The organism is Pirellulales bacterium (genome assembly GCA_035533075.1).
In the GTDB taxonomy this organism is placed as follows: Bacteria; Planctomycetota; Planctomycetia; order Pirellulales; family JAICIG01; genus DASSFG01.
In genome coordinates this window covers 1-25,229 of the sequence record DATLUO010000130.1, presented here as the reverse complement: position 1 = coordinate 25,229, position 25,229 = coordinate 1, and the positions used below count along the sequence as shown (strand labels likewise).

The following is a 25,229-nucleotide window of genomic DNA, read 5'->3' as shown; positions in this document are numbered from 1 at the left end:
CGATGTATTCGATCAAGTGTCACGAGGTCACGAAGCGTTTCGACCGTGTCGAGGTGCTCGACCGGGTCTGTTGGCAGATCGAAGCCGGCAAGGTGGTGGGACTCTTGGGCGGCTCGGGCGCCGGCAAGACGACGCTGCTCAGGCTTCTTGCCGGCTTGACCCGCTGCACCTCCGGCAACATCATCATCGACGGCCCCGCGAACGGCCGATGGCGAATTGGCATGGTGTTCCAGAGCCTGGCCCTCTGGCCTCACCTCACCGCGCTCGAGCATTTACGCTGCGTTTTGTTTCGCCACGCCGTCAACGACCGCCGGCGTCGGGCGGAAGCACTGCTCGGCGAGCTGCGTTTGCCGGCCCGTGTCTGGAACCACCGCCCCGCGCAGCTCAGTGGCGGCGAAGCCCAGCGATTGGCCCTGGCCCGCGCTTTGGCAGTCGGTCCCGACCTTCTGCTCCTCGATGAGCCGCTGGCGCATCTCGACCCTCCCTTGCGCACCGACATGCTGGAGCTGATCCGCGATTGCGTCTCCGCGCGTCGCACGACGTGCATCTTTGTCACACATTCGTGGGACGAAGCCGCGATGGTTTGCGAGCGCATCGCCGTGCTCGACGGCGGCCGCCTGGTGCAAGAGGGTACGCCGTCCGAGCTCCATTGGCATCCGGTCAGCGAAGCCGTTGCCCGCTGGACCGGCCCGTGCATCGAACTGCCGCGAGCGTGGCTGCGTCAAGGTATCATCGCCACTCGAGAAACGTCGCCGCCCGCAATCGCGCCGGCCGGGGCCGACACGCTGCTGATCCGGCCCCAGCAACTCTCGGCGATGGCCAGCACCCAGGAGAACGGTTGGACCGTCATCGACGTGCGGCCTCGGGCCGGCGGTTGGTCTACGACGGTTGCCCGCGGCCGCGATAAGCTGTCTTTGTTCCTGCCGCAGCCCGTTTTTCCGGGCGAAACCATCGGAATTGAACTGCGACCGCCGGTATCTCCGGCTGACGACGGATGAAAAGATTGTTAGAACGTAGGCTGGAACCATGGGAGACACCGCTTTGTCGCGCGAGCATCACAACCTGGTAGGCATCGACCTGGGCACGACGTTCTCCGTCATTGCCCACCTCGATGCCAAGGGCAAAGCGGTGACCTTGTCCAACAAAGACGGCGACCCGCTCACGCCCAGCGCCGTCTACTTGAACGGCAATTCCGCGGTGGTCGGCAAGGCGGCGCGCGAGGCGGCGGCGGTCGATGCCGCACGCGTCGCCCTGTGGGTCAAACGCGATATGGGCGGCGTGCGCTATTCGCACCCCGTCGATGGCCGCGTCTTCCGCCCCGAAACCCTTTCGGCCGTCATCCTCCGCAAGCTGAAGCAGGACGCCGAACGGCACATCGGCCCGATCGCCAAGGCGGTGATCACCGTGCCCGCCTTCTTCAACGAAACGCGCCGCAAAGCGACGGAGGACGCCGGCCGCATCGCCGGGCTGGACGTGATCGACGTTCTCAACGAGCCGACGGCCGCCGCGCTGTCGTATGCCATGGCGGGCCAATCGGCCGGCGGTGCGGCGTCTCCGCTCGACGTGCCGGGCGGAACCTTGACCGCCCTGGTCTACGATCTCGGCGGCGGCACCTTCGACGTCACGGTCGTCCGCCTGGCGGCCAAACGGTTCGAGACCTTGGCCACCGACGGGGCCGTGCAGCTTGGCGGCAAGGACTGGGACGAAAAGATCGTGCAACACATCGCCGCTCAGTTCCGCGAGCGATACGGCATCGACCCGCTGGCCGACGACCAGCGCCGCGCGGCGCTGACCGCCTTGGCCGAGCGCTCGAAGATCCTGCTCAGCGACCTGCCGCAGGTGCCGCTGGAGTGCTTCCACCAAGAACACTCGCTGACGCTCAATCTCAGCCGCGAGCAATTCGAGGATCTGTCGCGAGAGCTGCTCGTGCAGACGCAAATCGTCACGGATCTCGTGGTCGAGCAGGCCAGGCTGAGCTGGACCGACATCGACCGCGTGCTGCTGGTGGGCGGCTCGACGCGGATGCCGATGGTCAAGGAGATGCTCCGCAAGGCGACCGGCAAAGAGCCCGACGATAGTCTCGATGCCGACCAGGTGGTGGCCCGCGGCGCGGCCATCCACGCGGGCATCGTGGCGGCCAAGGGCACGGCCGGCGATCTGGAGATCGACGAAGGTCTGAAAGACGAGCTCAAAGACGTCGAAGTGTTCAACGTGAACGCCTACAGCCTGGGCATCAAAGCCACCAAGCGCGGCCGGCCGGTGAACGCTTTTGTGATCGCGAAGAATACCCAGCTTCCGTTCGCCGCCAGCCGCATCTTTCGCCTGACCAAGGCCGGCGCCAGGCACGTGGTGGTCAAGGTGCTGGAAGGCGAGTCGGAGCGGCCGAACGACAACATTCCGATCGGCGAGTGCGAGGTGACGGGGCTGCCGCCCAACCTGCCGGTCCGCTCGCCGGTGCAGGTGCGGCTGAGCTACGGCGCCAACGGCCGGATCAGCGTGATGGCGCTCGACATGACCGGCGGCCGCTTCGCACAGGCCGAGATCAAGCGAGAATACGGCCTGACGGAAGACGACATCGGCCGCGAGGCCGAGTTTGTGAACCAACTTAAGATACGTTGAACCTAGCCAAGACGGTGCCGTTCCATGCCGTTTATCGTTCAGTGCCCGCACGCCGATTGCCGCAAGTTCATGCTGTTGGAAGATTCGACGCGCGGCGGCACGGTCGATTGCCTGGTTTGCAAGAAGCCGATCAAGGTCGAGGCCGGATCATCGGGCGAAGCGCCGGCGGTCGCCACCGGCCGGGGTCCGCCGTCGGCGTCCGGTCAGCCCGCGCCGCCCAGTGCGGCCGAAAAAGTGTGCCAATGCCCTCATTGTCAAGCGCCTCTTCGGCTGCCCTCGGGAAAAATCAACGCGGTGAAGTGCCCCAAATGTGCGCAGGTGTTTGAAGTCGCCGGCCCGTGAAGCGGTTCACGAACTACGCCGGGGCCCATGTGCGCGGCATTCCCGAGCCGGCCGCCTGGGCTAGCCATGAATCGCTCCTTGTGAATGAAGAAAATGGTCCTGTCGATATGAGCAAGGCGTATGCCGAAGATGCCGTCCAGTAGTCTTACCTAGCAGGCACGGTCTTTGCATTTGCCCATGAACGGCGGTAGGTGGGACCAGCGAGCTTGCCAGCGCCGGCCCACCGAAAGCAAGGCGTTAGGCGGTGGGCGTAAGGCTTTAGGCGCGCTGTTCTACCGATGCCCTAACGCCCAACGCCCAACGCCTCGAACATGGTGGGCCGGCGCTCGCAAGCTCGCTGGTCCCACCTTACGACGATAACTAGAAAGGAGCCAATCCAATCATGGCCACGACCACCCGAGAGCACGAGTACCAAACCAGCGGGGTATCAGAACCGGGGACCAACGAAAGCATGCGCGAGTCGCTGCTGGAGGGCCTCAATGAAGACCTGGCCGGCGAACTGCAGGCCGTGATCATGTATTTGCACTATTCGGCCACGATCACCGGGCCGTATCGCAAGGAGCTGCGGGCATTATTCCAGGCGGAAGTCACCGACGAGTTGGGACATGCGCAGTTCTTGTCTGACAAGATTGCGGCCCTCGGCGGACAGCCGACCACCGTGCCGCGTCCTGTGCCCGAAGCCCAGACGCCGCGCGAAATGCTGCTCAACGTGCTGCAGGCCGAGAAGCAAGCCATTGCCGACTACACGCGGCGCGTGGAACATGCCGAATCGTTCGGCGACGTGGGCCTGAAGGTGGCGCTCGAAAACCAGGTGAGCGACGAAACGGGGCACAAGGAAGAGGTGGAGCGCATCCTGGCGGGCTGGCAGGAATAACCGCCCCGGTGTTTTGCTTAAACGGTTTTTGTTCCAGCGAAGCGTAAGGTGGGACAAGCGAGCTTGCGAGCGCCGGCCCACCGAAAGCGACGTCCATCACGGTGGGCCGGCGCTCGCAAGCTCGCTTGTCCCACCTTACGACTGCGGTACACGGCGATGTCCCCCCCTGAATCCGCGAGAACCATGGCGCATCCCGATTGCGGGGCGAGTACAATCAAGCGATCGAGCGAGTCAGCTCCCTGAGCAGACTCCGCGAGAGCGATGGGAACCGGCGGTTTTCTGGAAAGGCACGTCGATGGATGATCTCTTGCTGCTGCTCGCGCTGGGCGGTTTGGGACTCTGCCTGATCCTTCCTATCGCAACGATCATCTTGCTGGTCAAGCTGCGACAGGAACAGGAGGTGGCCCTCGGCGACCTCAAGCGGGAATTCCGGACCCTGCGAGCCCAGATCGAGGCCCTGCGGGGCGCCGCGGAACGGTCCTCTCCCGCAACGCCGGAGACGACGTCCGAGCGCGCGGTGCCGGAACGCGCCGCCCCGGAACCCCTTAAGCCCGATCGCCATGCGCCGCCGGAAACTGCGGAGATGGTGCCCGAACAGGTTGTCGAACCGTCGCCGGTGCGGCCCGCACGGCCCGATTTCGGCGCGCCATGGCAGCCGGCGCCGCGCCTGCCCACGCCCCCTCGGCCCACCGCGCCCCGCGTACCCAACAAGTTCGAAACCGCCGCGAAAGAGACCCTCCGGCGAATCTGGAGCTGGATCATCGTCGGCGAAGAGCATGCGCCGGCGGGAGTCTCCCTGGAATACGCCGTCGCCAGCCAATGGCTGCTGCGGATCGGCATCGTGATCCTTGTCGTCGGGGTGGGGTTCTTCCTGAAGTATTCCGTCGAGCACGGACTGATCAACGAACTGGGCCGCGTGGCCCTCTCGACGATCGCCGGCCTGGGCATGCTGATCGCCGGCACGCAATTGCTGGGGCGTCGATACCACGTCTTGGGCCAGGGCCTGATGGGGGGCGGCCTGGCGACGCTCTACTTCTCCGTGTTCGCCGCCGCCAACTTTTATCACCTGATCGAAATGCCGCCGGCGTTCGCCTTGATGAGCGTCGTCACCGCCCTGGCCGGCGGCATCGCCGTGCGGTTCAACTCCATCCTCGTCGCCGTGCTGGGCATCATCGGCGGCTACGGCACGCCGGTCATGCTTTCCACCGGCGTCGTCAACTTTCCCGGCCTGTTCGGCTACGTGCTCGTGCTGGGCGTCGGCGTCTTGGCTCTTTGCTACTGGAAGAACTGGCCGCTGGTGAATTACCTGAGCTTCGCCGCGACTTACGCCCTGTTCTTCGCGGCGATGCCCGACTACGACGTCGGCCACTTCTGGGAAGTGATGCCGTTTTTGATCGCCTTCTTCGTACTCTTCTCGACGATGACCTTTCTCTACAAGGTCGTCAACAAAGCAAAGTCGAATCTGCTCGACCTGCTGACGCTGGTGGTGAACGCGGGGGTGTTCTATGCGGTTTCCTATCGCCTGATCGATCAGGTTTACGGGCGCGAATGGGTCGCCGCGGCGACGCTCTCGCTGGCGGCCTTCTATACGCTTCACGTGTTTTACTTTCTCCGGCGCCGGCTGGTCGACCGCGAACTGCTGGTTAGCTTCATCGGCCTGGCGGCGTTTTTTCTGGCGGTGACGATGCCGCTCGTCCTGTCTCGCCAATGGATTACCGTCAGTTGGGCCATCCAAGCGTTCGTGCTGCTGTGGGTCGCCGGAAAGCTGGGCAGCGAGTTCTTGCGGCAGGTCTGCTACCTGCTGTATGCAATCGTGCTGTTCCGATTCGGTTTCATCGATTTGCGCGGAGAATTCCTGCAGACTCCTTCGGCCGCCAAGCTGCCGCTGGCCGATTATCTGCGCCAGCTTGCCGAACGGATGGTGATGTTTGGCGTGCCGATCGCTTCGCTCGGCGGGGCGTATCGGTTGCTGACGCGGCAGGACGGCGGCGACGCGAAAATCGTGGACCGCGATAACGACGTGCCAGGCTGGATTCGCGACGCCTGGGCGGTCCGGCTGGCCGCGGGAACCGCCCTGGGCATGCTGTTCGTCTACGTGCATCTGGAGCTGAACCGGACCTTCGGATACCTGTATCCGCCGGTCAAGCTCCCCCTGCTCACGATGTTGTGGCTGGCCCTATGCGGGCTGCTGTTGTATGAAACGTGTCTCCGTGAAAGCGAGTGGTTGCTCGCGCTGCTGATGCTGTTTGTCGGCGGAGTGCTGATCAAACTGTTTGGCTTCGATCTGCCGGCCTGGGACATCACGCACCGCATGCTTTACGGCGGAGAATACTCGTTCCGCGACGCCGCGCTGCGGTTGGTCGATTTTGGGGCCGTCATCGGCTTTTTGGCCGGTGGCTATGCGCTGTTGGTGGCCCGAACGCACGCCAAAAGCGCCGGCGTATTCCTTGGCTTTTGCAGCCTGGCGACGCTGTTCATCTATCTCTCGCTCGAAGTCAACTCGTTCTTGTTCTCCTATATCGAAGGGCTGCGGCCCGGCGGCGTCTCCATCCTGTGGTCGTTGTTCGCGCTGGGGCTGATCTTGAGCGGAATCGGCAAAAACATCCGCACGCTGCGCTACTTGGGACTGGCGCTGTTCGCCGTCGTCGCCTGGAAAGTGTTCTTCGTCGATCTGTCGCGTCTCGATCAGTTTTATCGGATCGTGGCCTTCATTCTGCTGGGCGTGTTGGTGCTCTGCGGATCGTTCATCTATCTGAAATACCGCGAGACCTTCGCCACGAAGGAACCGGCGGGCACGGAGGAGGTCACGTGATCAAGAAGGTGCTCTGGTTTGCGTTCGTCGGGTGGGCCGCGGCGCAGCCGGCTTTCGCCGCCGAGGCGGCATATCAGTTCGCCAGGCAAGTCGAAGCGCCTGCCGTGAAGCAAGAAGAGTTGCTGGCCGTCGCGCTCGATTCCGACGTGTTTGCAGCCACCCAGGATGGACTTGCCGACGTCCGGTTGCTCGACGAGACGGGAAAACCGGTTCCGTATTTGTTGCGCAAAGCGCGGACGACCCGCCCGCGGCGCGTGCGGAAGACGTGGCCGGCGCGGCACTTTTCCGCCCGGCCGCGCGACGACGGCGGCCTGGAAATCACCGTCGAGCTTGAGAAAGACGATCCACACGCCAACGGGCTGACGATCGTCTCTCCGTTGCGCAATTTCGAGCAGCGAGTGCGGATCGATGCGTCGACCGACGGTCAACAATGGGAGCGGGCCGGAAACGAAACCGTGATCTTCGATTACTCTCGCTACATGGACGTGCGCAGCGACAGCGTTTCGTTCCCTGAGACGGCAAAGCGGCATTTCCGCATCGTCATCGACGACGTGACCGTCGAACAAGAGTCGGAACTGTTGGCGCTCACCCGCCGTCTGCAAGGCGCCGACGAAACGGAGCGCACCGAGAAGGTTACGGTCGAGCGCCGTCCGCTGCGAATCGAACGCATCGATTTCTGGCGAGAAGTTGAAGAATCGCAGTCCACCGGAGACGAAAAAACGAAATACCCGCTGACCGACTTCCGAGTCGAAAAAGATACGGAGAAACATCAGACGATCGTCCGCATCGACACCCGGCGTCAACCGCTGACGTCGCTGACATTGGAAACGTCCGACCGCAATTTCAGCCGGCATGCGGCGGTCGAGGCGGAAACAATTCAGGGCGTGAACACAACATGGCGGCGGACCGGCCAAGGAACCGTGTCGCGGATCGAATTCAAGAACGTGCAGCGGGAGGGGCTTTCGATTTCGTTTCCACCGTCGCGGAAATCCAGATACCGCATCGTGATCGACGATCGAGACAGCCCGCCGTTGGAGATCCAGGGCGTCGAGGCCGAAGGCGACGTGTACGAGTTGGTTTACCTGGCCTCCCCGGCTTCCCGCTATCAACTGGTCTATGGGTCGGCCGACGCCGAGGCGGCGGCGTATGACACCGCGGCAATCCAGGAATTGCTTGGCTCGGGGTTTCAACCTTCGCGGGCCGAGCTTGGCAAGCCGCAACCGGGGCCGGGCGCCGGGCAGCCGGCCGAATTCAGGCCCTCGAAGCTGCTCAACAATCCGCTGCTGTTGGGCGGCGTCATTCTGCTGCTGGTTCTCGCGCTCGGCTGGGGGCTTTATCAGGCCGTCAAGCGGATGGAGACGTTGCCCAAGGAATAACATTCGTTCGTCTTCCAAGCAGCGGCCCAGGCCGAGCTGTTGCCACCAGCGAAGTGGACATCTCGCGGCATCAGATTCGCATAGCGAGAGCAGCCGCGGCAACTCCCATCGTCTTATGGCGGTGGGAGTTATCGGCACGGCCCTCGTCTAGAGGGGTGGGCTAGTTTGACTCAGCTTGGCGCGGGCTTATAATCTAGGCGGCCCAAAGGCTAAATGTGCTAATTACTTGCGCGGTTTTCGCGCGGCACGTGTTTTCAACCTCTATGGAACCGCGGCGCATCAGCTTACAACGCGGAACGGGGCCCGGAGGCCCAATGCTCGACCGTTTTCTGCCAGCACTTCCCGGCAGGTTGCTCTGGCTTTGCGCCTGGCTGTGCCTCGGCATCTCTGCCGGCGACCGCTGCTTCGCGGATGCCGCCAAGAAAGCCAAGGCCGCTGACGGGCAGCCGGCCAAGGAAGCGGCCGGCAATGCCAACCCCGGTAAGAACTCCGCGGGCGACGGCCGGCAGCGAATCGGCATTCTGATCCGACTCAATCTCGACATGAGCGACCGGCTCGAAAACCGGATTCGCCGCGCCGTGAGCGAAGCGATCAAGAAGGCCAAGCAAGATGGCCGTTGGCCGATCATCATCTTCGAGATCCACCCCGGCGACATCGAGTTCGGCAAGGCCTACGATCTTGCCCGCTATTTGTCGGGGACGAACCTGAACGGCGCCACGACCGTGGCCTACCTTCCAGAAACGCTCACCGGGCATGGCGTGCTCGTCGCCTTGGCCTGCGATGAGATCATCATGAGCGACGAAGCCGAGTTGGGCGCCGCGGGCGACCCGGAGAAGGGAATCAAGCAGTCGGAACGCAATGCCTACGCGGAGATCGCGAACGCCCGCAAGACCGTGCCCGCCGACGTGGCCCTGAAGATGCTCGATCCGGCCGTCGACCTGCGTCTGGTCGAGACCGACGTGAGCCGCGAATTTGTGCGGGCCGACCGGTTGCCCGAAGTGCGCAAAGAGAAGTCGATCGCCAAAGAAGAACCGTTGATTCCGGCGGGCAAACCGGGCTTGTTCAGCGGCGAGCGTGCCCGCGAACTGGGTTTCGTGAGTTATTTGGCCGACGATCGGCAGGCGGTGGCCAAGGCGCTGGGGCTGCCGGCCAGTGCCGTCGAAGAAGACCTGGCGCTGAGTGGCACGATGCGGCCGGTGCGGATCGCCATCAAGGGGCCGATCACGGATGCCTTGACCAACCAGGTGCAGACCCTGGTGCAGACTCAGATTCGCGACCACGACGTCAACCTGCTGTGCTTCTGGATCGATAGTCCGGGCGGCTCACCGAACGACAGCATCAATCTGGCGAACTTCATGGTGGGCATCGATGCCAAGCAGCGCCGGACCGTGGCCTACATTCAGTCGGAAGCGCGCGGCGACGCGGCGTATCTGGCGCTGGCCTGCGACCAGATTGTGATGCGCCCTCAGGCCGTGCTGGGCGGTTCCGGCGCGGCGGCACTGAAAGAGGGCGAGCAAGAGGCGTTGGCCCATTCGGTGGCAGCCATCGCCGGGCAAAAGCGGCACTCGCCGGCATTGGCGGCGGCACTCGTCGAGGCCATGACCCCCGTCTTTCGCTACACCCGGCAAACGGACGGACTGGTCGATTACTTCACCGAAGAGCAGGCGGGAAAGCTCGACGATGCCAAACAGTGGCAACGCGGCCCGCAGGTGGCCGAAGCCGGCAAGGCGTTGCAGGTCAACGGCGAGCAGGCGGAACAGCTCGGTCTGGCGCACGCCCTGGTGCAGGACTTTGCCGGCCTGAAAGCGCACTACGGCCTGGAGCAGGATCCGGCGTTGATTGAACCCGGCTGGGCCGATTTTCTGATCGATGCGTTGAAGTCGCCGGGCGTCGCCTACTTCTTGTTGTTCATCGGCGGTGCGGCGCTGTATGCCGAGCTGCAATCGCCCGGCATCGGCCTGGGCGGGCTGATCGCGGCGTTCTGTTTCATGCTCTATTTCTGGAGCCAGCACCTGGGCGGCACGGCGGGTTGGCTGGAAGTGCTACTCTTCCTGGGCGGGCTGACTTGCCTGGCCCTGGAGATTTTTGTCTTGCCCGGCTTCGGCTTGTTCGGCCTGGCCGGCGGGCTGCTGGTGATCGTCTCGCTGATTCTCGCCAGCCAGACCTTCGTGTTGCCGCGCAACGAATACCAATTGCACCACCTTCGCAACAGCTTGTTGATGCTGACGGGCTCCGGTCTGGGCGTGGTGGTGGCGGTCGCGGCGATACGACGTTACCTGCCGCACACGCCGGTGCTGAACAACATGGTGTTGGCGCCGCCGTCGAGCGAAGAAGCCTCGCGCATCAGCGAGCGCGAGGCGCTGGCCCGCTTCGACCATCTCTTAGGGCTTCGCGGTACGGCCTATACGCCGCTGGTGCCGGGCGGAAAGGCGCGCATCGGCGATCAGCTCGTCGACGTGCTGACCGACGGCGAGTTCGTCGACCGCGGCCAACCGGTCGAGGTGGTCGAGGTGCGTGCCAATCGCGTTGTGGTTCGCGGGCTTGTCTGAGGTGGCACCATGTTAGACCCCGTGGCCTGGGCCGTTATTCTGATGCTGGTGGGCGTTTCACTGGCCGTGCTGGAAATCTTTATTCCCTCCGGCGGCGTGATTGGTTTTCTCTCGATCGTGTCGGTGCTGTCGGCCATCGGGCTGGCGTTTTACCGGGGACCCTGGTACGGGCTGAGTTTTCTGGGCCTGGCGGTGGTGGCCCTGCCGGCGGTGTTGATCGCGGCCCTGCAGTATTGGCCTGAGACCGCCATCGGCCGCCGCGTGCTGCTGGCGGCTCCTACCAGCGAAGAAGTATTGCCGCAAGACGACGAGCGCCGCCTGCTGAAAGCTCTGGTGGGCCGCATCGGCCAGGCCAAGAGCCTGATGCTTCCCAGCGGCGCCGTTTTCATCGACGGACGCAACATCGATGCGGTCAGCGAAGGCATGGCCATCGAGAAGGGGCAATGGGTGCAGGTGGTCGAAGTCCGCGGCACGCGCGTCGTCGTGCGCCCCAGCGACAAGCCGGCCGAGCCGGCGGCCGACGATCCCTTGTCGCGGCCGATCGAGTCGTTGGGCCTCGAGTCGTTCGAGGACCCCTTGGCGTAATGTCGACTGTGTAGGGTGGGCCGGCGCTCGCAAGCTCGCTGGTCCCACCCTACGAGCTTCTGCCCCCCAGCCGCCACATTGCGCTCACGCGCCTACTTCGGTTCGTAGTGAATCCACAACGGACTGGCCCAGGCTATCTGGCCATCGTCCTGCTGGATGCGGAAATAATAATAGTTCAGCCCCGCTTTCGGCTCCATGTCGACGTATTTCAGGTCGGCGTTCTCGCGCAGCGGCGAGGTGGTGTAGATGTAGACGTTGTTGCGAACCAGGTCGATGCGGGCAATCTTGTCGGTGGCCGCCACGTGCAGCTCCAGCGCGGGCCGCTGGGCTGTGGTGAACTCTTCGCCCATGAAATGCCCGTTGGCCCGCGCGGCGACGATCAGGTTGTCGGTCGCGCCGTAGGTGTGCCGGCGGCGGACCGCGTCCAAGATGCTCTGCCGGTCGTTCTTGGGCGTGTAGACCATGCTGTAAGAAATGTGCGTCGAACCGTGATCGCTCGACGACGTCATGCCCAGCCGGTAGCCTTTGGCCAGGGCGTTCCAGACCAGGCCTTCTTCCTGGTAGCCGCCGGGCGCGTCGGCGGGCGGCGCGTTGGCGACGTCGTGGACGCGCGGCCCGCCCACTACCTCATAGCTGTTGCGGGCGCCCTGATAAATCTCGACGACCGGCTCGATTTCCGGGTCGTTGTCGCGCCAGTCGGTGCCCATCGTCGAGGTGGCCGAAGTGTGCGAGATGGCCAGTCCGCCGGTGCCGTGCAGATATTGATAGAGCAGCTTCGTGTCGTCGTCGGAAAGATTGCCCGTGCCCACGCCGGGAAACACGCCCGTCTGCGTGAGCTTGATTTGAAACGGGAAGACCGGCACGCCGCGGTAGCTATGGAAAACGTTGCGGTGGCCGTGCGGAAACTGGGCGCTGCGCTCGTAGCTGTAGAGCGGCACAAACCGCGGCGGCAGGTAATAGAGATCGGCGGACTTCTCGATCAGCCACCAGTGATAGGGATAATGCCCGCCGCCCTGGTGATCGGTCAGGCCGCCGAAATCCATGGCTGCCACGTCGATCATGTAGCGATAGAAATCGAGGAACGAGCCGTCGCCGGCCGGCCCCACGTCCCAGCTCAGCTCGGTATGCCGGTGCAGATCGCCGCGGACAATCCGCATTTTTTCGCCGCCGATCTGCTCCTCGTGCTCGCGAATGGCGGCCACCTGCCGCGTCTCGCGCTCATCATCCCACTGGCCGGCTTTCTCAGGCGGGGCGGGCGGCATGTAGGCGGCCAGGTCGGGACAGCCCGCCGGCTCGTCGGGCCGAGCGAGCGTGGTCACGAGCGCCTGATCGCGGAGCGGCTGATGATAGTTGGGCGGCCTGCGTTGATCGCTGGAGTATGCGATCGCCAGGCCGCCTTCAGCCAGCGGCACAACGCGGCTGAACACGCTGATGCGTCCGGTGCTGTTGGGCAGCATCGTCGGATCCGCCCAGCCATCGGTGGTCAGATGGGTCACGTTCTCGGTCCAGTAGCTTCTGCCCTGCAGCGGCCGGTTGGGCGGAGGAGCCCCGCGTTGATGCCGGCGAAAACGGAGCCAGAGGCGGCCATCGGCGTCGGCGGCGAGTGCGGGCATGGCGGTGCCGCGCGGCGCATTCTCGGGCAACTTCGAGTCCACCGGCGGCGCGGCCAGCAGCCGCCCGTCTTGCCACGCGGCGACGTGGACCTGGCGAGGACTCCCCAGCACCGTGCCCACATTCTTGTTGGTCTGCTTCAGCCAGTACCCCTGGTCTTTTCCCCACAGATAGCCGCCTTGCTCCCAGGCCACCCACACGCGGCCGTCGGGCGTGCAGGCCACGCTGGCGTGCGCCTCATAAAACCGGCTAGTCGCGATGGGAACTAGATCGCCCACCACGCCGTCATTGACGCTGGTGAGAAACACGTCGTAGTCGCCGTTGCGGTAGCTGTCGAAGGCGATCCAAGCGGTGCCTTGGCCGTCGATGGCGACGTGCGGGTGCCAATCACTCGCGGCCCCGGAAGTCACGGCCAGCGGCTTCGACCAGGTTTGGCCATCGAACTTGCAAAGCTGGATATCGCCCGTGTTGTCGGGGTGCGCTTGCCAGACGACATAAATGTTGTGGCGGGCGTCGATGGCCACGTGCGGATGGATATCGGGCTTGGGATCGTCGGTGAGCCGCACCAGGTCGCTCCATGAGTCGCCGGAAAATGAACGCGCATAGAGGTCCCAATTTCCCGGCGCGTCTTTGCTGGCGGGCGATTGCTCGCACCATAGGACCCAGACACGGTTCTCCGCATCGACCGCGAGTTGCGGCATCCAGATATCGGGCCGGGCATGCACTAGCGGCACGTGCGTGCGGGTCGACCAAGTGCCGTCGGGCAATCGCTTGTGCAGGCGGATCTGGTCATAGCCGTCGAAGTAGGCGGCGTAGGCGGCATAGAGGCTGCCATCGGGCGCCTGCGCGACGGAAGCGAAGTCGTCGTAGGAATCGCCCGTCGAGAGCACCGGTACACCGCCTTCGCTCGCGGCTTCCCGCGGTCCGGGGGCGGCCACGTTGGCCTGCTGTTGAGCGCGGCGCCTGCGCTGGTTGGCCTGGCGACGCTCGGCTTGAGTTCCTTCGGCCGCATTAGGCGCGGCTTTCTTCCCAGTAGCGGAATCGGCTTCTTCTTTCTGTGCGGCCGACGCCGTGGCGACCTCGGCGACGAAAAACAACTGCGATTGCCAGCCGGCCAGAACGAGGCCGCCGAGCAAAGATGCGACCCCAAGCGTAAAGCGGCGATGCGACATGGCGACGTTCTCCTGATGACAGACGGCAATGTGCCTCGAAGAGATACCCGTGCCGACATTCTAGTGTCGCGGGAGGGCGAATACTATATGCCGTGCAATGTCATGTCCGCTTCCAGCTATTCGCCCAGTTCCTTCTGCCGGTGTCTCGGCTTCCGCTTCGCCCTGGGTGCCGGCTTAAACTCCGGCCCGCGCTGGGGCGGCGCGTCGATCTTCCTGCCGCCCAGCAATTCCTCGACCGTCAGGATTTGCAGTCTTGGATAATCCTCTTGTGACCAAGGCGACTTGTAAAAGCCCATACTGGCCGCTTCCTGCTTCATTGGGCGCGTTGGATCTTCCATCGTGATCAGCACGCCGATCGGCGCTTTCTCGCGGTCCAGGACGCCGCGTAGGTCGCGTACCTGGGCGACGCTGGTATGACCTGCCTTCACTGAAAGGATGATTTGCTTGGTCGGCCCTCCGCCGGCCTCCCATTCATCGTGAAAAAAAATCCGGCCGTCGATGCCCTTGTCGGCACCTTTCTTTTGTTCAGCCGGGCGAGCGTTGACCAGCCCGAGCGCCCACCATTGAAACTGATATGGGTCTTGTCGGGCAAGCGCCTGCGCGTCGGGAACCGATGTCGGTTCGCCCTTGATTTCAAACTCCGCCGAACCGCCAAAGGCGGTGGTGAGCCGATTCTTGATGAGCGCCACGGCGAGATACGTTATGTCGATGCCAACCCACTTTCGATGGAGACGTTCTGCGACCGCAATGGCGGTCCCGCAACCGCAGAACGGGTCAAGGACGGTGTCGCCTTCGTTGCTGCTGGCGTTGATGATTCGGTCAAGCAGCGCTTCGGGCTTCTGTGTCGGATAGCCGAGACGTTCTTTGGCCGCTTGATTGATTCTGTCGATGTCGGTCCATACGTCGCCTACCGTCACCATGCGGGTCGCGGGGTCAAACGGCGTTTCATCGCGGCGTCGAGGGAAGCCGCCGGCGCTTCCCTCTCTAGGCCAATGAATCAGCCCCAGCTTGTCCCATTCGTCCATTTGGGCATGGTTGTTGGCCCAGTGGCGGCCCATCGAAGATGGTTCATAACCGCGCCACGGTTTGCCGCTATCTCCGATCTTCGTCACGCCGGGAGCGGTCAGCTCATAGGTCTGGTATTTCTCTCCGTCCGACCACGTAATGAGCGTATGTGGCATCTTCGCTTCGTCGGCAAGCACTTTGAGAGAATTGAACGTGAACCGTCTGGACTTGGAGTAGAACAGCAGAATGTCGTGGATGCGGGGCCACCGTTGCGGCGTGCTCCGCGCGTTGGTGCGCTTCCAGGTGATTTCGTTGCGAAAGTTCGTCGGGTCAAAAACCGCGTCCATCAGCATTTTTAGGTAATGACTGGCGGTTGGGTCGCAATGCAGGTAAATGCTGCCCCGGGGCTTCAAGACCCGGCGCATTTCGACGAGCCGTGGCGCCATCATCGACAAATAGGCCAGCATGTCATTCGCTCCGATCGCTTGGCGAAAGGCTTGCATCACAAACGAGACTTGGCCACCAGCCTCAACCGTTTCATGGTAAGCTGCCGATGCCGCTTGGTCCCATTGCCAGGTATCCTCAAACGCCTGAATTTGAGCGGCCGATCGGCTCCCGTCCTGTTCGGCGAACAGCACGTTGTAATCTTGATCGCTTTTGAACGGAGGGTCGAGATAGACAAGGTCAACCGATTCGTCGTCGATGTATCGCCGTAAGACTGGCAAATTATCGCCATAGAAAAGCGTGTTCATGTGTGCGAGTATCGCACGCTGCCGCAGCAGTCGCAACGGTGGCCGCGCATTGCGGTGCGCGCAGCTTGGGCGGCCTACGTCCATTACGTTTCGGTCACCTTGCCCGGCAGCTTCAACTCGCCGCCGCCCGACGGCCGATAACTGGCACCGGCCAATTCGGCCTCACGTCAACGCTGCCACCGGGACAGCAGCCTCTTTCACACCTTACACCTTTGCGCTCCAGGAGGCTTCCATGTCCATTCAGAACATCAGTTCGTCGTCGGCCGCGCTGAATGCCCAATTGCTTCAGCAGCAACAGCAAACGAGCAATTCGGATTTCAGCAGCCAAAACCTGCCGCAGCTCTCGGCCTCCCAAGTGCAAGATTTGCAGCAAGCACTGCAGAATGACTTGCAGCAGGCCCTTTCCGGCAGCTCGGGCGGTTCCAGCACCTCCGGCAGTTCCAGCACCTCGGGCAGTTCCGGCAGCGGCAGCTTCCAGACACAGCTTGACGGCGCCGTGTCGAATACGCTTTCGCAGGCCGGCTTTTCACAAAGCCAGATCAACAACATCCTCGACACCTTGAATCAGGGCGGCAACAGCACGAGCACCCACCACGGCCACGGTGGGCACCACGCCCGACGCGTGCTGAACAGCCTTGTGCAAGCGCTGCAAAGCAATGCTTCAGGACAGCCGTCGTCCAACTCGACGGGAACGTCCACGACTTCGAACACGACGCCGTCGAGCACGGCAACGGCCACGTTGGCCGCACTCGGGCAATCGCTGAATCTGACGGCCTGATCGGCCCGCTCCGTAGGGTGGGACCAGCGAGCTTGCGAGCGCCGGCCCACCATGTCCAAGGCGATAGGCGTGAGGCATCCGGCGCGGTTCTGCGATCCCTCCTGACGCCTGACGCCTGATACCTGACGCCCGATGCCTGCTAGTGGTGGGCCGGCGCTCGCAAGCTCGCTGGTCCCGCCCTACGATCGGTGGCCTGAGCACCGATTACTCTTCCTGTTTCTCCGTCTCCGCGCCCAGGGCCAAGGCGTAGGCCATGGCGTGACTGCGGCAGTGCGAAATGCTGACCTGCATCTCCGTGATGCCGAGCTGCTCGACCAGATCGGCCGCACCGCCGCGCAGGCCGACCACGGGTTTGCCCAGCGGGTCGTTGCGGATTTCGATGTCCCGCCAACTGATCCCTTTCCGCCAGCCGGTTCCCAGCGCCTTGAGAATCGCCTCTTTCGCCGCCCAACGTCCGGCAAAATGCTGCGTCGCTTGCTTGCGGCTGTTGCAATAGCGGATTTCCAAAGGCGTATAGACGCGGTTGATGAACAACTCGCCGTGCCGCTCGATCATCTGGGCAATCCGCAAACACTCGATGATGTCGGTGCCGATGCCAATCACCCTCATGGCCGCACCCCGCAGGCCCGCTGGGCGCGAAGCAGCACTTGCGCGGCCTTCCGCCGGGCACGCGCGGCGCCGTCGGCCAGAATGGCCCGCACGTCGTCGGGCCGGGCGGCCAGCTCGGCGCGACGCTGCCGCGGCCCGGCCAAAAAACGCTCGGCCACATCGGCCAGCGCCTGCTTCACCTGCCCATAACCGAAGCCCCCGCGACGATAAAGGGCCGCCATTTCCTCGCGTTCCGCATCGCTGGCGAACAGCGAATAGAGTTGGTAGAGGTGGTCGCCCTCCGGCTCCTTCGGCTCTTCCATCGGCCGCGAGTCGGTGACGATGCGCATGATCTTCTTCCGCAGCCCTTTCGGTTCTTCGAACAGCTCCAGGGTGTTGTTGTAGCTCTTCGACATTTTTTCCCCGTCGGTGCCCGGCACCTTGGCCGCCGCGGGCAAGACCTTCGCCTTGGGCAGCACGAAGGTCTCGCCGAAGTGATGGTTGAAGCTGGCCGCCACGTCGCGGCAGACCTCGATGTGTTGCACCTGGTCTTCGCCCACCGGCACGACGTCGGCGTCGTAGATCAGAATGTCGGCGGCCATCAACACGGGGTAGGTGAACAGGCCGGCGTCGGCCGGCAGCCCTTTGGCTTTTTTGTCTTTGTAGGCGTGGCAGCGCTCCAGCAGGCCCATCGGCGTGCCGGTCATCAACAGCCAGGCCAGCTCGGTGACCTCCGGCACATCGGACTGAACGAAGAGCGTGGCCTTGTTTGGGTCGAGCTCCAAAGCGAGCAGATCGAGCGCGGCATCGAGCGTATTCTGCCGCAAGGCGCCGGGGTCGCGCACGGTGGTCAGCGCGTGCAGGTTGGCAATGAAGTAATACGCCTCGTTGCCATGCTGCAAGTCGATGTACTGGCGGATGGCACCGAAGTAGTTGCCCCAGTGAAATCGGCCGGTGGGTTGAATGCCTGAGAGAATGCGCATTATTGGGGATTTGGGGTTGGGGATTCGGGAATCGGGGTTGGCTGTTCGAGTCCTGAACCCTGAACCCTGAACCCTGAACCCTCTAATGTTCCTACCACTTCGCCCACGCTGCCCGCGCCCAACTCGGCCAGAGCGGCGGGCAGCGCGTCGAGAATCTCCATCGACGCAGTGGGGCGATAGTAGTTTACCGTCCCTAATTGTACGGCACTGGCGCCGGTGACAAGAAACTGCATCACGTCGTCGATCGTGGCGATGCCGCCGATGCCAACCAGGGGCGTCTTTACGGCGCGGCGCACCTGGTACACCGCCCGCAGAGCAATCGGCTTGATCGCCGGTCCACTCAGGCCGCCGAGCACGTTGCCCAGCATCGGGCGCCGGCGCCGCCAATCGACGGCCATGCCCAGGCACGTGTTGATGAGCGAGATGGCGTCCGCGCCGCCCGCTTCGGCAGCCTGGGCAATGGCGGCGATGCTGGTGACGTTGGGCGTGAGCTTCGCCAGCACCGGCAACGAACACGCCCGGCGTACACCGGCCACCACCGCTTCACACATGGTAGGGTCGGTGCCGAAATCGACGCCGCCACTGACGTTCGGGCAGGAGATATTGAGTTCGACGGCGGCCACCCCGGATTGCCCATCGAGCCGGGCGGCCAGTTCCACGAATTCCTGCTGGCTGCGGCCGGCGATGCTCACGACGATGGGCGAGCCGACCGTCCGCAGGTACGGCAGGTGGTGATCGAGGAAGGCGTCGATGCCGTCGTTGTCGAGGCCGATCGAATTGAGCATGCCGCCGGTGGTTTCGATGGTCCGCCAGGGGGCGTTGCCCAGGCGGGGCTCGCGGGTGATCGTCTTAGGCAGAATGCCGCCCAGCCGGCGCAACTCGACCAGCCCCTGCATTTCGCGCGCATAGCCGAACGTGCCCGACGCGACCATGATCGGGTTAGGCAGCCGCAATCGGCCGAGCTGCACGGCCAGGTCGATAGACAGCGGAGTTGGTTGCACGGCTACAAATGTATCGGTGCAAGCCACTTGCGACAACCGGCCCTACATAATACCGCCGTGCGTGCGATAGGGCGACAAGTGGTCGGGCTGGTCGAGGAACCAGATCCGTTCCCAGTCGTCCAGCAAATGACGCAGGTCTTCTGATGTCCAAATCAATTGCTGGCCGCGTCGCACCGGATCGCCCGAATAAGCCGGGACGAGGCACCCGACGCTCGAGCCGATCGATAGGCCCAACAATACTGCCAACAACAGGTTGCGCATTGCAAAACTCCTCCCAGTGATGGGCGATGCGCCTTGCTCAAGGCGCGCAGCCTCATCGGGCATCCGTGCCGCGCATGGCTAGCTTGCCAGGGCGACGACCAATCGAAACATATTCGTGGGGCAAAAGCTCGTTCCGCTACGTAGCCCGCTTGCTCGGCAAGCGGATTCGTCTACGTAGCCCGCTTGCTCGGCAAGCGGATTCGTCAGCAGCTTTGCGTCAGGTGGGAAAGACGATGTGCGGCTCAGGGGGCGGCTTTCGAGTTGCCGCCGTAAACCGTATGTGCGGTAAGGGGTTCGGATTCGGCTTGCATGTCGGCATCCTCCGCAGCAGTTTCCTCCTCATGCTGCTGGGCGACGGCTTCGGCCGCCTGCCGCTCCAACTCGCGGACGCGCTCCTCCATCTCCTTGCCCGGCTTGAAGGTAACCACGTATTTCGCAGGGACATACACTTTGTCGCCGGTGCGCGGGTTGCGAGCTTTGCGTGCGGCCCGCTTCTTGACTTCGAACACGCCGAAGTTTCTCAATTCGATCCGCTTCTCTTCGACCAACGTCTCGACAATGGCATCGAACGTCTTCTGGACGATTTCCTTGGTCTTGAGCTGCGTCAGCCCAATTTCTTCCGAGATTGTCTTGACAATTTCTTTTTTGGTCACGAGTCGGCTCTCCGTGAGGTAGAGGAGGCCCGCCGAGGCCCTTCCTCAAGCAACAGTAGACGCTCCAAGTGTAGGTGCCGTAAGAACTAGTGTCAAGCTCACCCGGCACCACCGAGGTCCAACCGCCGGCCGTTCGCAGCCAAACAACGCGTGAAAGCCGGCCTCCGCCTCGCTTGCGGCGGAAGCACGACTAAATTCCAATTGCCAAAGAACTTCGGTCTGACAGCCACCATAATCGGCGGCATAATCGGCAAACTCCAGTCAAATCCGAAAAATCAGACCCTGAAGACCTTCACCTGCCGCAAAATCTCTTCAACCGGGTAAAGTGTGCCGGTTCCGCTGCCTGGGCAAGCCCGACAGGTCTCTTCCCAGTCTTCCTCGGTTCGCACATTCGACTGCCAGAAGGGCCAGGTGCGGCATTGTCGCGGCCGAAGCCCATAGACCGTACAGCGACGCGATTCTCCATCGAAGAACACGCAGTCGCCGTTGGGAAACTCCACCAGGCTCTTACGGATCCCCACGCGCCGCACGTACTTGCGCTCGAAGTCATCGACGCTCAGGCCGACGTGTGCGGCGAGTCCGGCGATCTCTTGCTGGTTTACCCAAACATAGCCGGGCGCGCCGGTGCAGCAGTTGCCGCATTGCGTACACTCGAAGCGGAGGCCGTCTTTGAACCAAGGCTGTTCGTCCAGATTACCGCTCATGTCGATTTCCGCTGCATTTTCGGTGGCTGGGGCAGAAGCTGGCCGAGTAAATCCGGATCATCACCAGAACGCGCTGCCGGCCAGCGATGCCCCGGTCGGTGAGGCTGCCGGGGCATCGCTTGGCCGCCACGCTCTTTTTTGGCGTCGACCGCGTCCAGGCCAAGCTCTGCCCCAGCCACCGCCGGTTGTTTTACACTTCGCCGCCAGCAGTATATTCGCTTTCTCGTGCCTTCGCCACGCCGGCGATCTCGCCGATCGCGTCGGCGGCCCGCTCGATCTCATCCGGCGTATTGAAGGGTCCGAAGCTCAGTCGCGCCGTGCCGCCCTGCTTTAATGTGCCGAGCGCCGCATGCATCAACGGAGCACAGTGCAACCCGGCCCGCACCTGGATGCCATAAGCCGAATCGAGAATGGCTGCCAGCTCCTGCGGTTCAATGCCAGCCACATTGAAGCTGAGCAGACCGACGCGCTCGCCTGCCAACTCAGGACCATAAATGGTCACACCGGGAACGGCCGTCAGGCGGGCGAGCAGCAGCTCCGTGTGCGCGACCGTCTGGCTGCGCAGCCGTTCGATACCTTGCACTAGCAGCCATTCGATCCCAGCATCAAGCCCGACGATGCCGGGCACGTTGAGATTGCCGGCCTCATATTTGTCCGGCAGATCGTCCGGCTGCACGTCTTCCTCGCTCCGCGTGCCGGTGCCGCCTTGCCGGAAGCTATCCACCCGCTCCTCAACGCCCGGCCGCACATAAAGCACACCGGTGCCGAGCGGCCCCAGCAGTCCCTTGTGTCCTGGGGCGGCCAGCAAGTCGACGTTCAACCCTCGCACGTCAATCGGCACCTCGCCCGCGGTCTGCGCCGCATCGAGCAGAAACAGAGCATCCGACTCGCGAGCGACCTGACCGATTTCGGCGGCCGGTTGAATGGCGCCCGTGACATTCGAGGCGTGCGTCACCGCGATCAGCGCCGTGTCGGGCCGCAAGGCACGCTGGACATCGTCGACATCGACGATGCCGCACCGGTCGACGGCGATGCGCGTCACCGCAATCCGCCCGGCACGCTCCAAGGTCCGCAGCGGCCGCAACACCGAGTTGTGTTCGGCCACGGTCGCGATCGCATGACCGCCACGCGCCAGCACGCCATGGATTGCGATATTCAGGGCATCGGTGCCGTTGAACGCAAACACGATTCGTTGCGGACTTTCGGCCCCCAGCAAGCGGGCCACCGCGGCACGTGTACGCGACACGCGTTGCGCCACCTCGACGGCATCCGCATACGCGCCACGCCCGGCCGCCGCACCCAGCCGGCGTTGATAGTGATCGACGGCCTGATAGACGCTTTCGGGCTTCGGCCAGCTTGTCGCGGCCTGATCGAAATAGAGACGCGCGGCCAATCGACTATCCGCCAATCTGAAACATGGCCCTTTCGGGCTTGATGAATTCGTCGCTGTTGATGCCGTGCCCCGCCTTCTTTGCCGCCACGCACGAGCGCAGCAGGGTCCGCAACTCGTCGCCGCCGCCTCCGCCACGCAGCACCGCACGGGCGTCCCATTCGACGGTCGAGAACAGGCAGTTTCGCACCTGCCCCTCGGCCGTGAGACGCAACCGGTTGCAATCGCCGCAGAACGGCTGTGTCACCGGGTTGATGAAGCCAATCGTTGCCGTGTGGTCGGTATAGCGAAAATCGGTGGCCGGCTGGCTCGGATCGGCGACGGGCAGGGCCTCCAGCGGCCCGAATTCCGCCTCCAGCAGCTCCATGATTTGCTCGCCCGAAAGCACTTGGTCGTTCGACCAATGTCCGTCGGCGTCGAGCGGCATATACTCGATGAACCGCAGTTCCAAACCGTGCTGACGGGCAAACCTCGCCAGCGGCACCACGTCGGGTTCCGTCAGGTCTTTGATCGCCACGGCGTTGAGCTTGATCTTATCGAAGCCGACGCGCTGGGCGGTGGCGATGCCTTCGAGCACGCGGTCCAGACCGTCGCGACGCGCGATCTGGCGAAACGTGTCGGGCCGCAACGTGTCGAGACTGATATTGAGCCGGTGCAGCCCGGCGTCTCGCAAGGCCTGGGCCTGTTCGGCCAGCAGAATTCCGTTGGTGGTCAGGGCCACGTCGGCGATGCCCGGCACCCGACTCAGACGAGCGACCAGCACGGGCAGACCGTGCCGCACGAGCGGTTCGCCGCCCGTCAGCCGCAGTTTGCGGATGCCCAGCGAAGCGGCCACTTCGACGAACCGCTCGATTTCTTCGAACGTCAGCAGCTCGCTTCGCGGCTTGAATCTCACCGTGCCTTCCGGCATGCAGTAGAAGCAACGGATGTTGCAGCGGTCGGTGACGCTGATCCGCAGATCGCGGTGGACCCGGCCAAAGCTGTCGACCAAGGGCTGCTCGTCGGCAACCGAGTCGTCCATTGTTTTTCTGCCTTCTACCTTCATCCTTCTGCCTTTACCCCCGGATGCACCCACTCATGGGTGCCATCGGCCCAATTTTCTTTTTTCCAGATCGGCACCGATTGTTTGAGGGTGTCGATCAGCCACTGCCCCGCCTCGAAGGCGGCCTGCCGGTGCGGGCTGCTCACGGCCACAGCCACGCTGGCCTCGCCGATTTTCAAGTGACCCAGGCGGTGAACGAGGGCGCATTCCACCAGCGGCCAGCGCTGGCGGGCCGCCAGTTCCAGTTCGGCCAACTTTCGGGCGGCCATTTCGGGATAGCACTCATAGTCGAGCGATTCGGTCCGGCGGCAGCCGGTGAATTCGCGGGTGGTGCCCAAAAACAAGACCACGGCGCCTGCCAATGGCGACTCGACCTGTTCGAGCACCTTCGCTGCATCGATCGGCTCGTTCGTCAGTGCGACCATAGAGCCATTCTAGCCGCGCGGCCCTTGCCAGGCGAGCGGTGGCGGCGTTTTGATGCCCGGAGACGCACTGCCAGTCGCCGGTGATCTTGCCGAGGTAATAGTCCGCGCGCCGGTTGCGGATCCAGACCAGATCGCCGACCGACCGGTAGTCGAGAAAGGCGTTGACGACGGTGGCGAAGCCGCGCGCTTGCCCGTATTGGTGCCAGGCGAGCCGCCGGTATTCGTCTTTGCTTTTCGGGCAGCCCTCAACGCCCCGGCCAACCGCCACGATGCCGCGCCCTCCCCAGGGCGAAGCGTTCGACAAGCGATAATAGTTGGGAGTGTGAGGGTAATCGCCGCCCGCGTGCGGACACTGAACGCAGAAATCGGCCACGTCGCCCACGGCGGTCAGGCACTGCATTCGCCAGAGCTGCGTCATACTTCGACCATCGCCCGGCACCAGGCTTTGACTTTCCGGCGGAGGTTGTCTTCGAGGTCTTTGTACTTGCGGAAGTCGGCCCGGAGCTGCTCGCAGGCGCCTTCGACGGCGTCGGCCGTCGCGCCCGACCTGGTCGACGCCTTCAGCAGTTTCTGCGTCAAGCCGAGCAGGAAGCCTGCCTCATCCCATTCGTTGAACTCCGGCAAGCCCCTCAGGTACTCGTCCAGCTCGTTTCGCTCGTCGATGTTCAGGGCGGTAACGTAGCCAAAAAACGTATGCGGCTCGCGCTCGCTAAAGTCACTCACGGCGTTCTCCTTGGTCGGGTTGTGGACGGCGCCCCGTTCTGCTCTCTATTGACGCACTGAATCGTAGCAAAGTTCGCTGCCCAACGTGGGGCAGTGGTGGCGTTCCGGCGGCGGAAGTATCTCCGGACACAAACGGCATGGAATCGCGGCTAAATGCGTTCCGCTCCTCCACCGCCGGCCTTGTGCCGGTGGGGCGTTGATTGACCGCCGGAGCAGCTCCGCCGATTTCCTTTTTCCCCCCGCCTTTCGCGGCGCGCGGCCCGCATCCTGCCGCCGCGACGCGGCGGCAGAATGCGGGCTGCGCGCCGCGTGTGAAAGCTAAGGAATGACGTTTACGCGGTGGGCCTCTGGCGGTCAATCATCGCCCGACTGGGGCAAGCCCAGTCGTGGCGGGTGCGCATGGTCTTGATTCTGGCCCGCTTGCCGCCGACAATCGCAGTATGGTTATTCCCGGTCGAGTGCGTCTTGCCCGTGCCGGGGACGCCGTGCAGGATGATGCCTCGCTTGAGCGGCACGCCATTTCGGCGAAACGCCTCGCGATGGCGGAAGATGTCGACGGTGTTTTGTTCGATGGCCGTTTGCACCGAGGGGGCGAGCACTACGTCGTCCCAGGTGCGCGGTTCGAAGTCGGCCATGATTTCGCCGTCCGGCTTGATCACTTGCCCCTGCAAATAATGCGGCCGCTCGATGCGCCGCGAAAGCGCCTCCAGCTCGTCCTGCAAGCGTTCGCCTTCCGACCGCGGACCGACAAAAAACAGCCGGAACTGGTCGTAGCGCCCGTTCGTGACGGAGAGCACGCGGCGGCGGCCGTCGCGCAGTTGGTAAAACCGGGTCGCTTCCGCCGGGCACTCCGCCCAGCGGCCCGGCGCCACCAGCACCCGCACGGTTTCGGACGTCCAGAGGGCGCCGGATTCCGCGTCTCGATCGCCGCCTTCGGCCAGCAGCTTCCAATCGGGAAAGCAGGCGGCAATCGCCGGATCGACC

General features: G+C 63.6%; 22 protein-coding genes. 9 read left to right on the top strand and 13 right to left on the bottom strand.

All coding sequences use genetic code 11. The features are described 5' to 3' along the window. Positions 1 to 2 precede the first annotated feature (2 nt). From VNH11_16270 to VNH11_16235, 8 genes are all read left to right on the top strand, one after another. Entirely contained in the window at positions 3 to 998 is a 996-nt protein-coding gene (locus VNH11_16270; GenBank protein HVA47926.1) for an ABC transporter ATP-binding protein, read from the top strand. Between the two features lie 28 nt (positions 999 to 1,026). Beyond that, positions 1,027 to 2,619 (top strand): Hsp70 family protein, encoded by a 1,593-nt coding sequence (locus tag VNH11_16265; protein HVA47925.1) that lies wholly within the window; start codon positions 1,027 to 1,029, stop codon positions 2,617 to 2,619. Positions 2,620 to 2,643: 24 nt separating this feature from the next. Next, the gene (locus VNH11_16260; protein HVA47924.1) at positions 2,644 to 2,961 is read left to right on the top strand and encodes a hypothetical protein; all 318 of its coding nucleotides are present in this window, start codon (positions 2,644 to 2,646) and stop codon (positions 2,959 to 2,961) included. Between the two features lie 382 nt (positions 2,962 to 3,343). Further along, a complete protein-coding gene (locus VNH11_16255) occupies positions 3,344 to 3,835 on the top strand; it encodes a ferritin-like domain-containing protein (GenBank protein HVA47923.1) in 492 nt (163 codons plus the stop codon). A gap of 295 nt (positions 3,836 to 4,130) precedes the next feature. Next, entirely contained in the window at positions 4,131 to 6,647 is a 2,517-nt protein-coding gene (locus tag VNH11_16250; protein ID HVA47922.1) for a DUF2339 domain-containing protein, read from the top strand. Further along, positions 6,644 to 8,023, top strand: a complete 1,380-nt coding sequence (locus tag VNH11_16245) for a DUF3999 family protein (GenBank protein HVA47921.1) — start codon at positions 6,644 to 6,646, stop codon at positions 8,021 to 8,023. The genes VNH11_16250 and VNH11_16245 overlap by 4 nt, the downstream gene beginning before the upstream one ends. 314 nt (positions 8,024 to 8,337) lie before the next feature. Then, entirely contained in the window at positions 8,338 to 10,572 is a 2,235-nt protein-coding gene (locus VNH11_16240; GenBank protein HVA47920.1) for an NfeD family protein, read from the top strand. A 9-nt stretch (positions 10,573 to 10,581) separates the two neighbouring features. After that, a complete protein-coding gene (locus VNH11_16235; GenBank protein ID HVA47919.1) occupies positions 10,582 to 11,157 on the top strand; it encodes an NfeD family protein in 576 nt (191 codons plus the stop codon). 92 nt (positions 11,158 to 11,249) lie between these two features. Here the strand turns inward: VNH11_16235 and VNH11_16230 are convergent, their stop codons facing one another. Together VNH11_16230 and VNH11_16225 are read right to left on the bottom strand one after the other, a co-directional pair. Then, positions 11,250 to 13,940, bottom strand: coding sequence for a hypothetical protein (locus VNH11_16230; protein ID HVA47918.1), 2,691 nt, complete (start codon positions 13,938 to 13,940; stop codon positions 11,250 to 11,252). 116 nt (positions 13,941 to 14,056) lie between these two features. Continuing rightward, positions 14,057 to 15,697, bottom strand: coding sequence for a DNA methyltransferase (locus VNH11_16225; GenBank protein ID HVA47917.1), 1,641 nt, complete (start codon positions 15,695 to 15,697; stop codon positions 14,057 to 14,059). Between the two features lie 232 nt (positions 15,698 to 15,929). Between VNH11_16225 and VNH11_16220 the strand changes: the two genes are divergently transcribed. Next, on the top strand, positions 15,930 to 16,475 hold the full coding sequence (locus tag VNH11_16220) for a hypothetical protein (protein HVA47916.1): 546 nt from the start codon (positions 15,930 to 15,932) through the stop codon (positions 16,473 to 16,475). Between the two features lie 204 nt (positions 16,476 to 16,679). On the opposite strand, the gene acpS is transcribed toward VNH11_16220, so the two are convergent. From acpS to VNH11_16165, 11 genes are all read right to left on the bottom strand, one after another. Then, entirely contained in the window at positions 16,680 to 17,084 is a 405-nt protein-coding gene (acpS, locus tag VNH11_16215; GenBank protein ID HVA47915.1) for a holo-ACP synthase, read from the bottom strand. Beyond that, positions 17,081 to 18,046, bottom strand: a complete 966-nt coding sequence (gene trpS / locus VNH11_16210) for a tryptophan--tRNA ligase (GenBank protein ID HVA47914.1) — start codon at positions 18,044 to 18,046, stop codon at positions 17,081 to 17,083. The genes acpS and trpS overlap by 4 nt, the downstream gene beginning before the upstream one ends. Further along, the gene (locus VNH11_16205) at positions 18,046 to 19,047 is read right to left on the bottom strand and encodes a dihydroorotate dehydrogenase (protein HVA47913.1); all 1,002 of its coding nucleotides are present in this window, start codon (positions 19,045 to 19,047) and stop codon (positions 18,046 to 18,048) included. The genes trpS and VNH11_16205 overlap by 1 nt, the downstream gene beginning before the upstream one ends. Before the next feature lie 42 nt (positions 19,048 to 19,089). Then, on the bottom strand, positions 19,090 to 19,308 hold the full coding sequence (locus tag VNH11_16200) for a hypothetical protein (GenBank protein ID HVA47912.1): 219 nt from the start codon (positions 19,306 to 19,308) through the stop codon (positions 19,090 to 19,092). A 242-nt stretch (positions 19,309 to 19,550) separates the two neighbouring features. Continuing rightward, positions 19,551 to 19,961, bottom strand: coding sequence for an HU family DNA-binding protein (locus VNH11_16195; GenBank protein ID HVA47911.1), 411 nt, complete (start codon positions 19,959 to 19,961; stop codon positions 19,551 to 19,553). Between the two features lie 275 nt (positions 19,962 to 20,236). Continuing rightward, positions 20,237 to 20,665 carry a YkgJ family cysteine cluster protein gene (locus VNH11_16190; GenBank protein ID HVA47910.1) on the bottom strand — a complete coding sequence of 143 codons (429 nt, stop codon included), beginning with the start codon at positions 20,663 to 20,665 and terminating at the stop codon, positions 20,237 to 20,239. A gap of 190 nt (positions 20,666 to 20,855) precedes the next feature. Further along, on the bottom strand, positions 20,856 to 22,058 hold the full coding sequence (locus tag VNH11_16185; GenBank protein ID HVA47909.1) for an aminotransferase class V-fold PLP-dependent enzyme: 1,203 nt from the start codon (positions 22,056 to 22,058) through the stop codon (positions 20,856 to 20,858). Between the two features lie 4 nt (positions 22,059 to 22,062). After that, on the bottom strand, positions 22,063 to 23,076 hold the full coding sequence (gene moaA, locus VNH11_16180; GenBank protein ID HVA47908.1) for a GTP 3',8-cyclase MoaA: 1,014 nt from the start codon (positions 23,074 to 23,076) through the stop codon (positions 22,063 to 22,065). Positions 23,077 to 23,096: 20 nt separating this feature from the next. After that, positions 23,097 to 23,522: a molybdenum cofactor biosynthesis protein MoaE gene (locus VNH11_16175; protein ID HVA47907.1), complete on the bottom strand. Its 426-nt coding sequence runs from the start codon at positions 23,520 to 23,522 to the stop codon at positions 23,097 to 23,099. A 414-nt stretch (positions 23,523 to 23,936) separates the two neighbouring features. Beyond that, positions 23,937 to 24,245: a hypothetical protein gene (locus tag VNH11_16170; GenBank protein HVA47906.1), complete on the bottom strand. Its 309-nt coding sequence runs from the start codon at positions 24,243 to 24,245 to the stop codon at positions 23,937 to 23,939. Between the two features lie 332 nt (positions 24,246 to 24,577). Continuing rightward, positions 24,578 to 25,229, bottom strand: a 652-nt coding sequence (locus VNH11_16165; GenBank protein HVA47905.1) for a hypothetical protein, incomplete at its 5' end; no start/stop codon positions are given.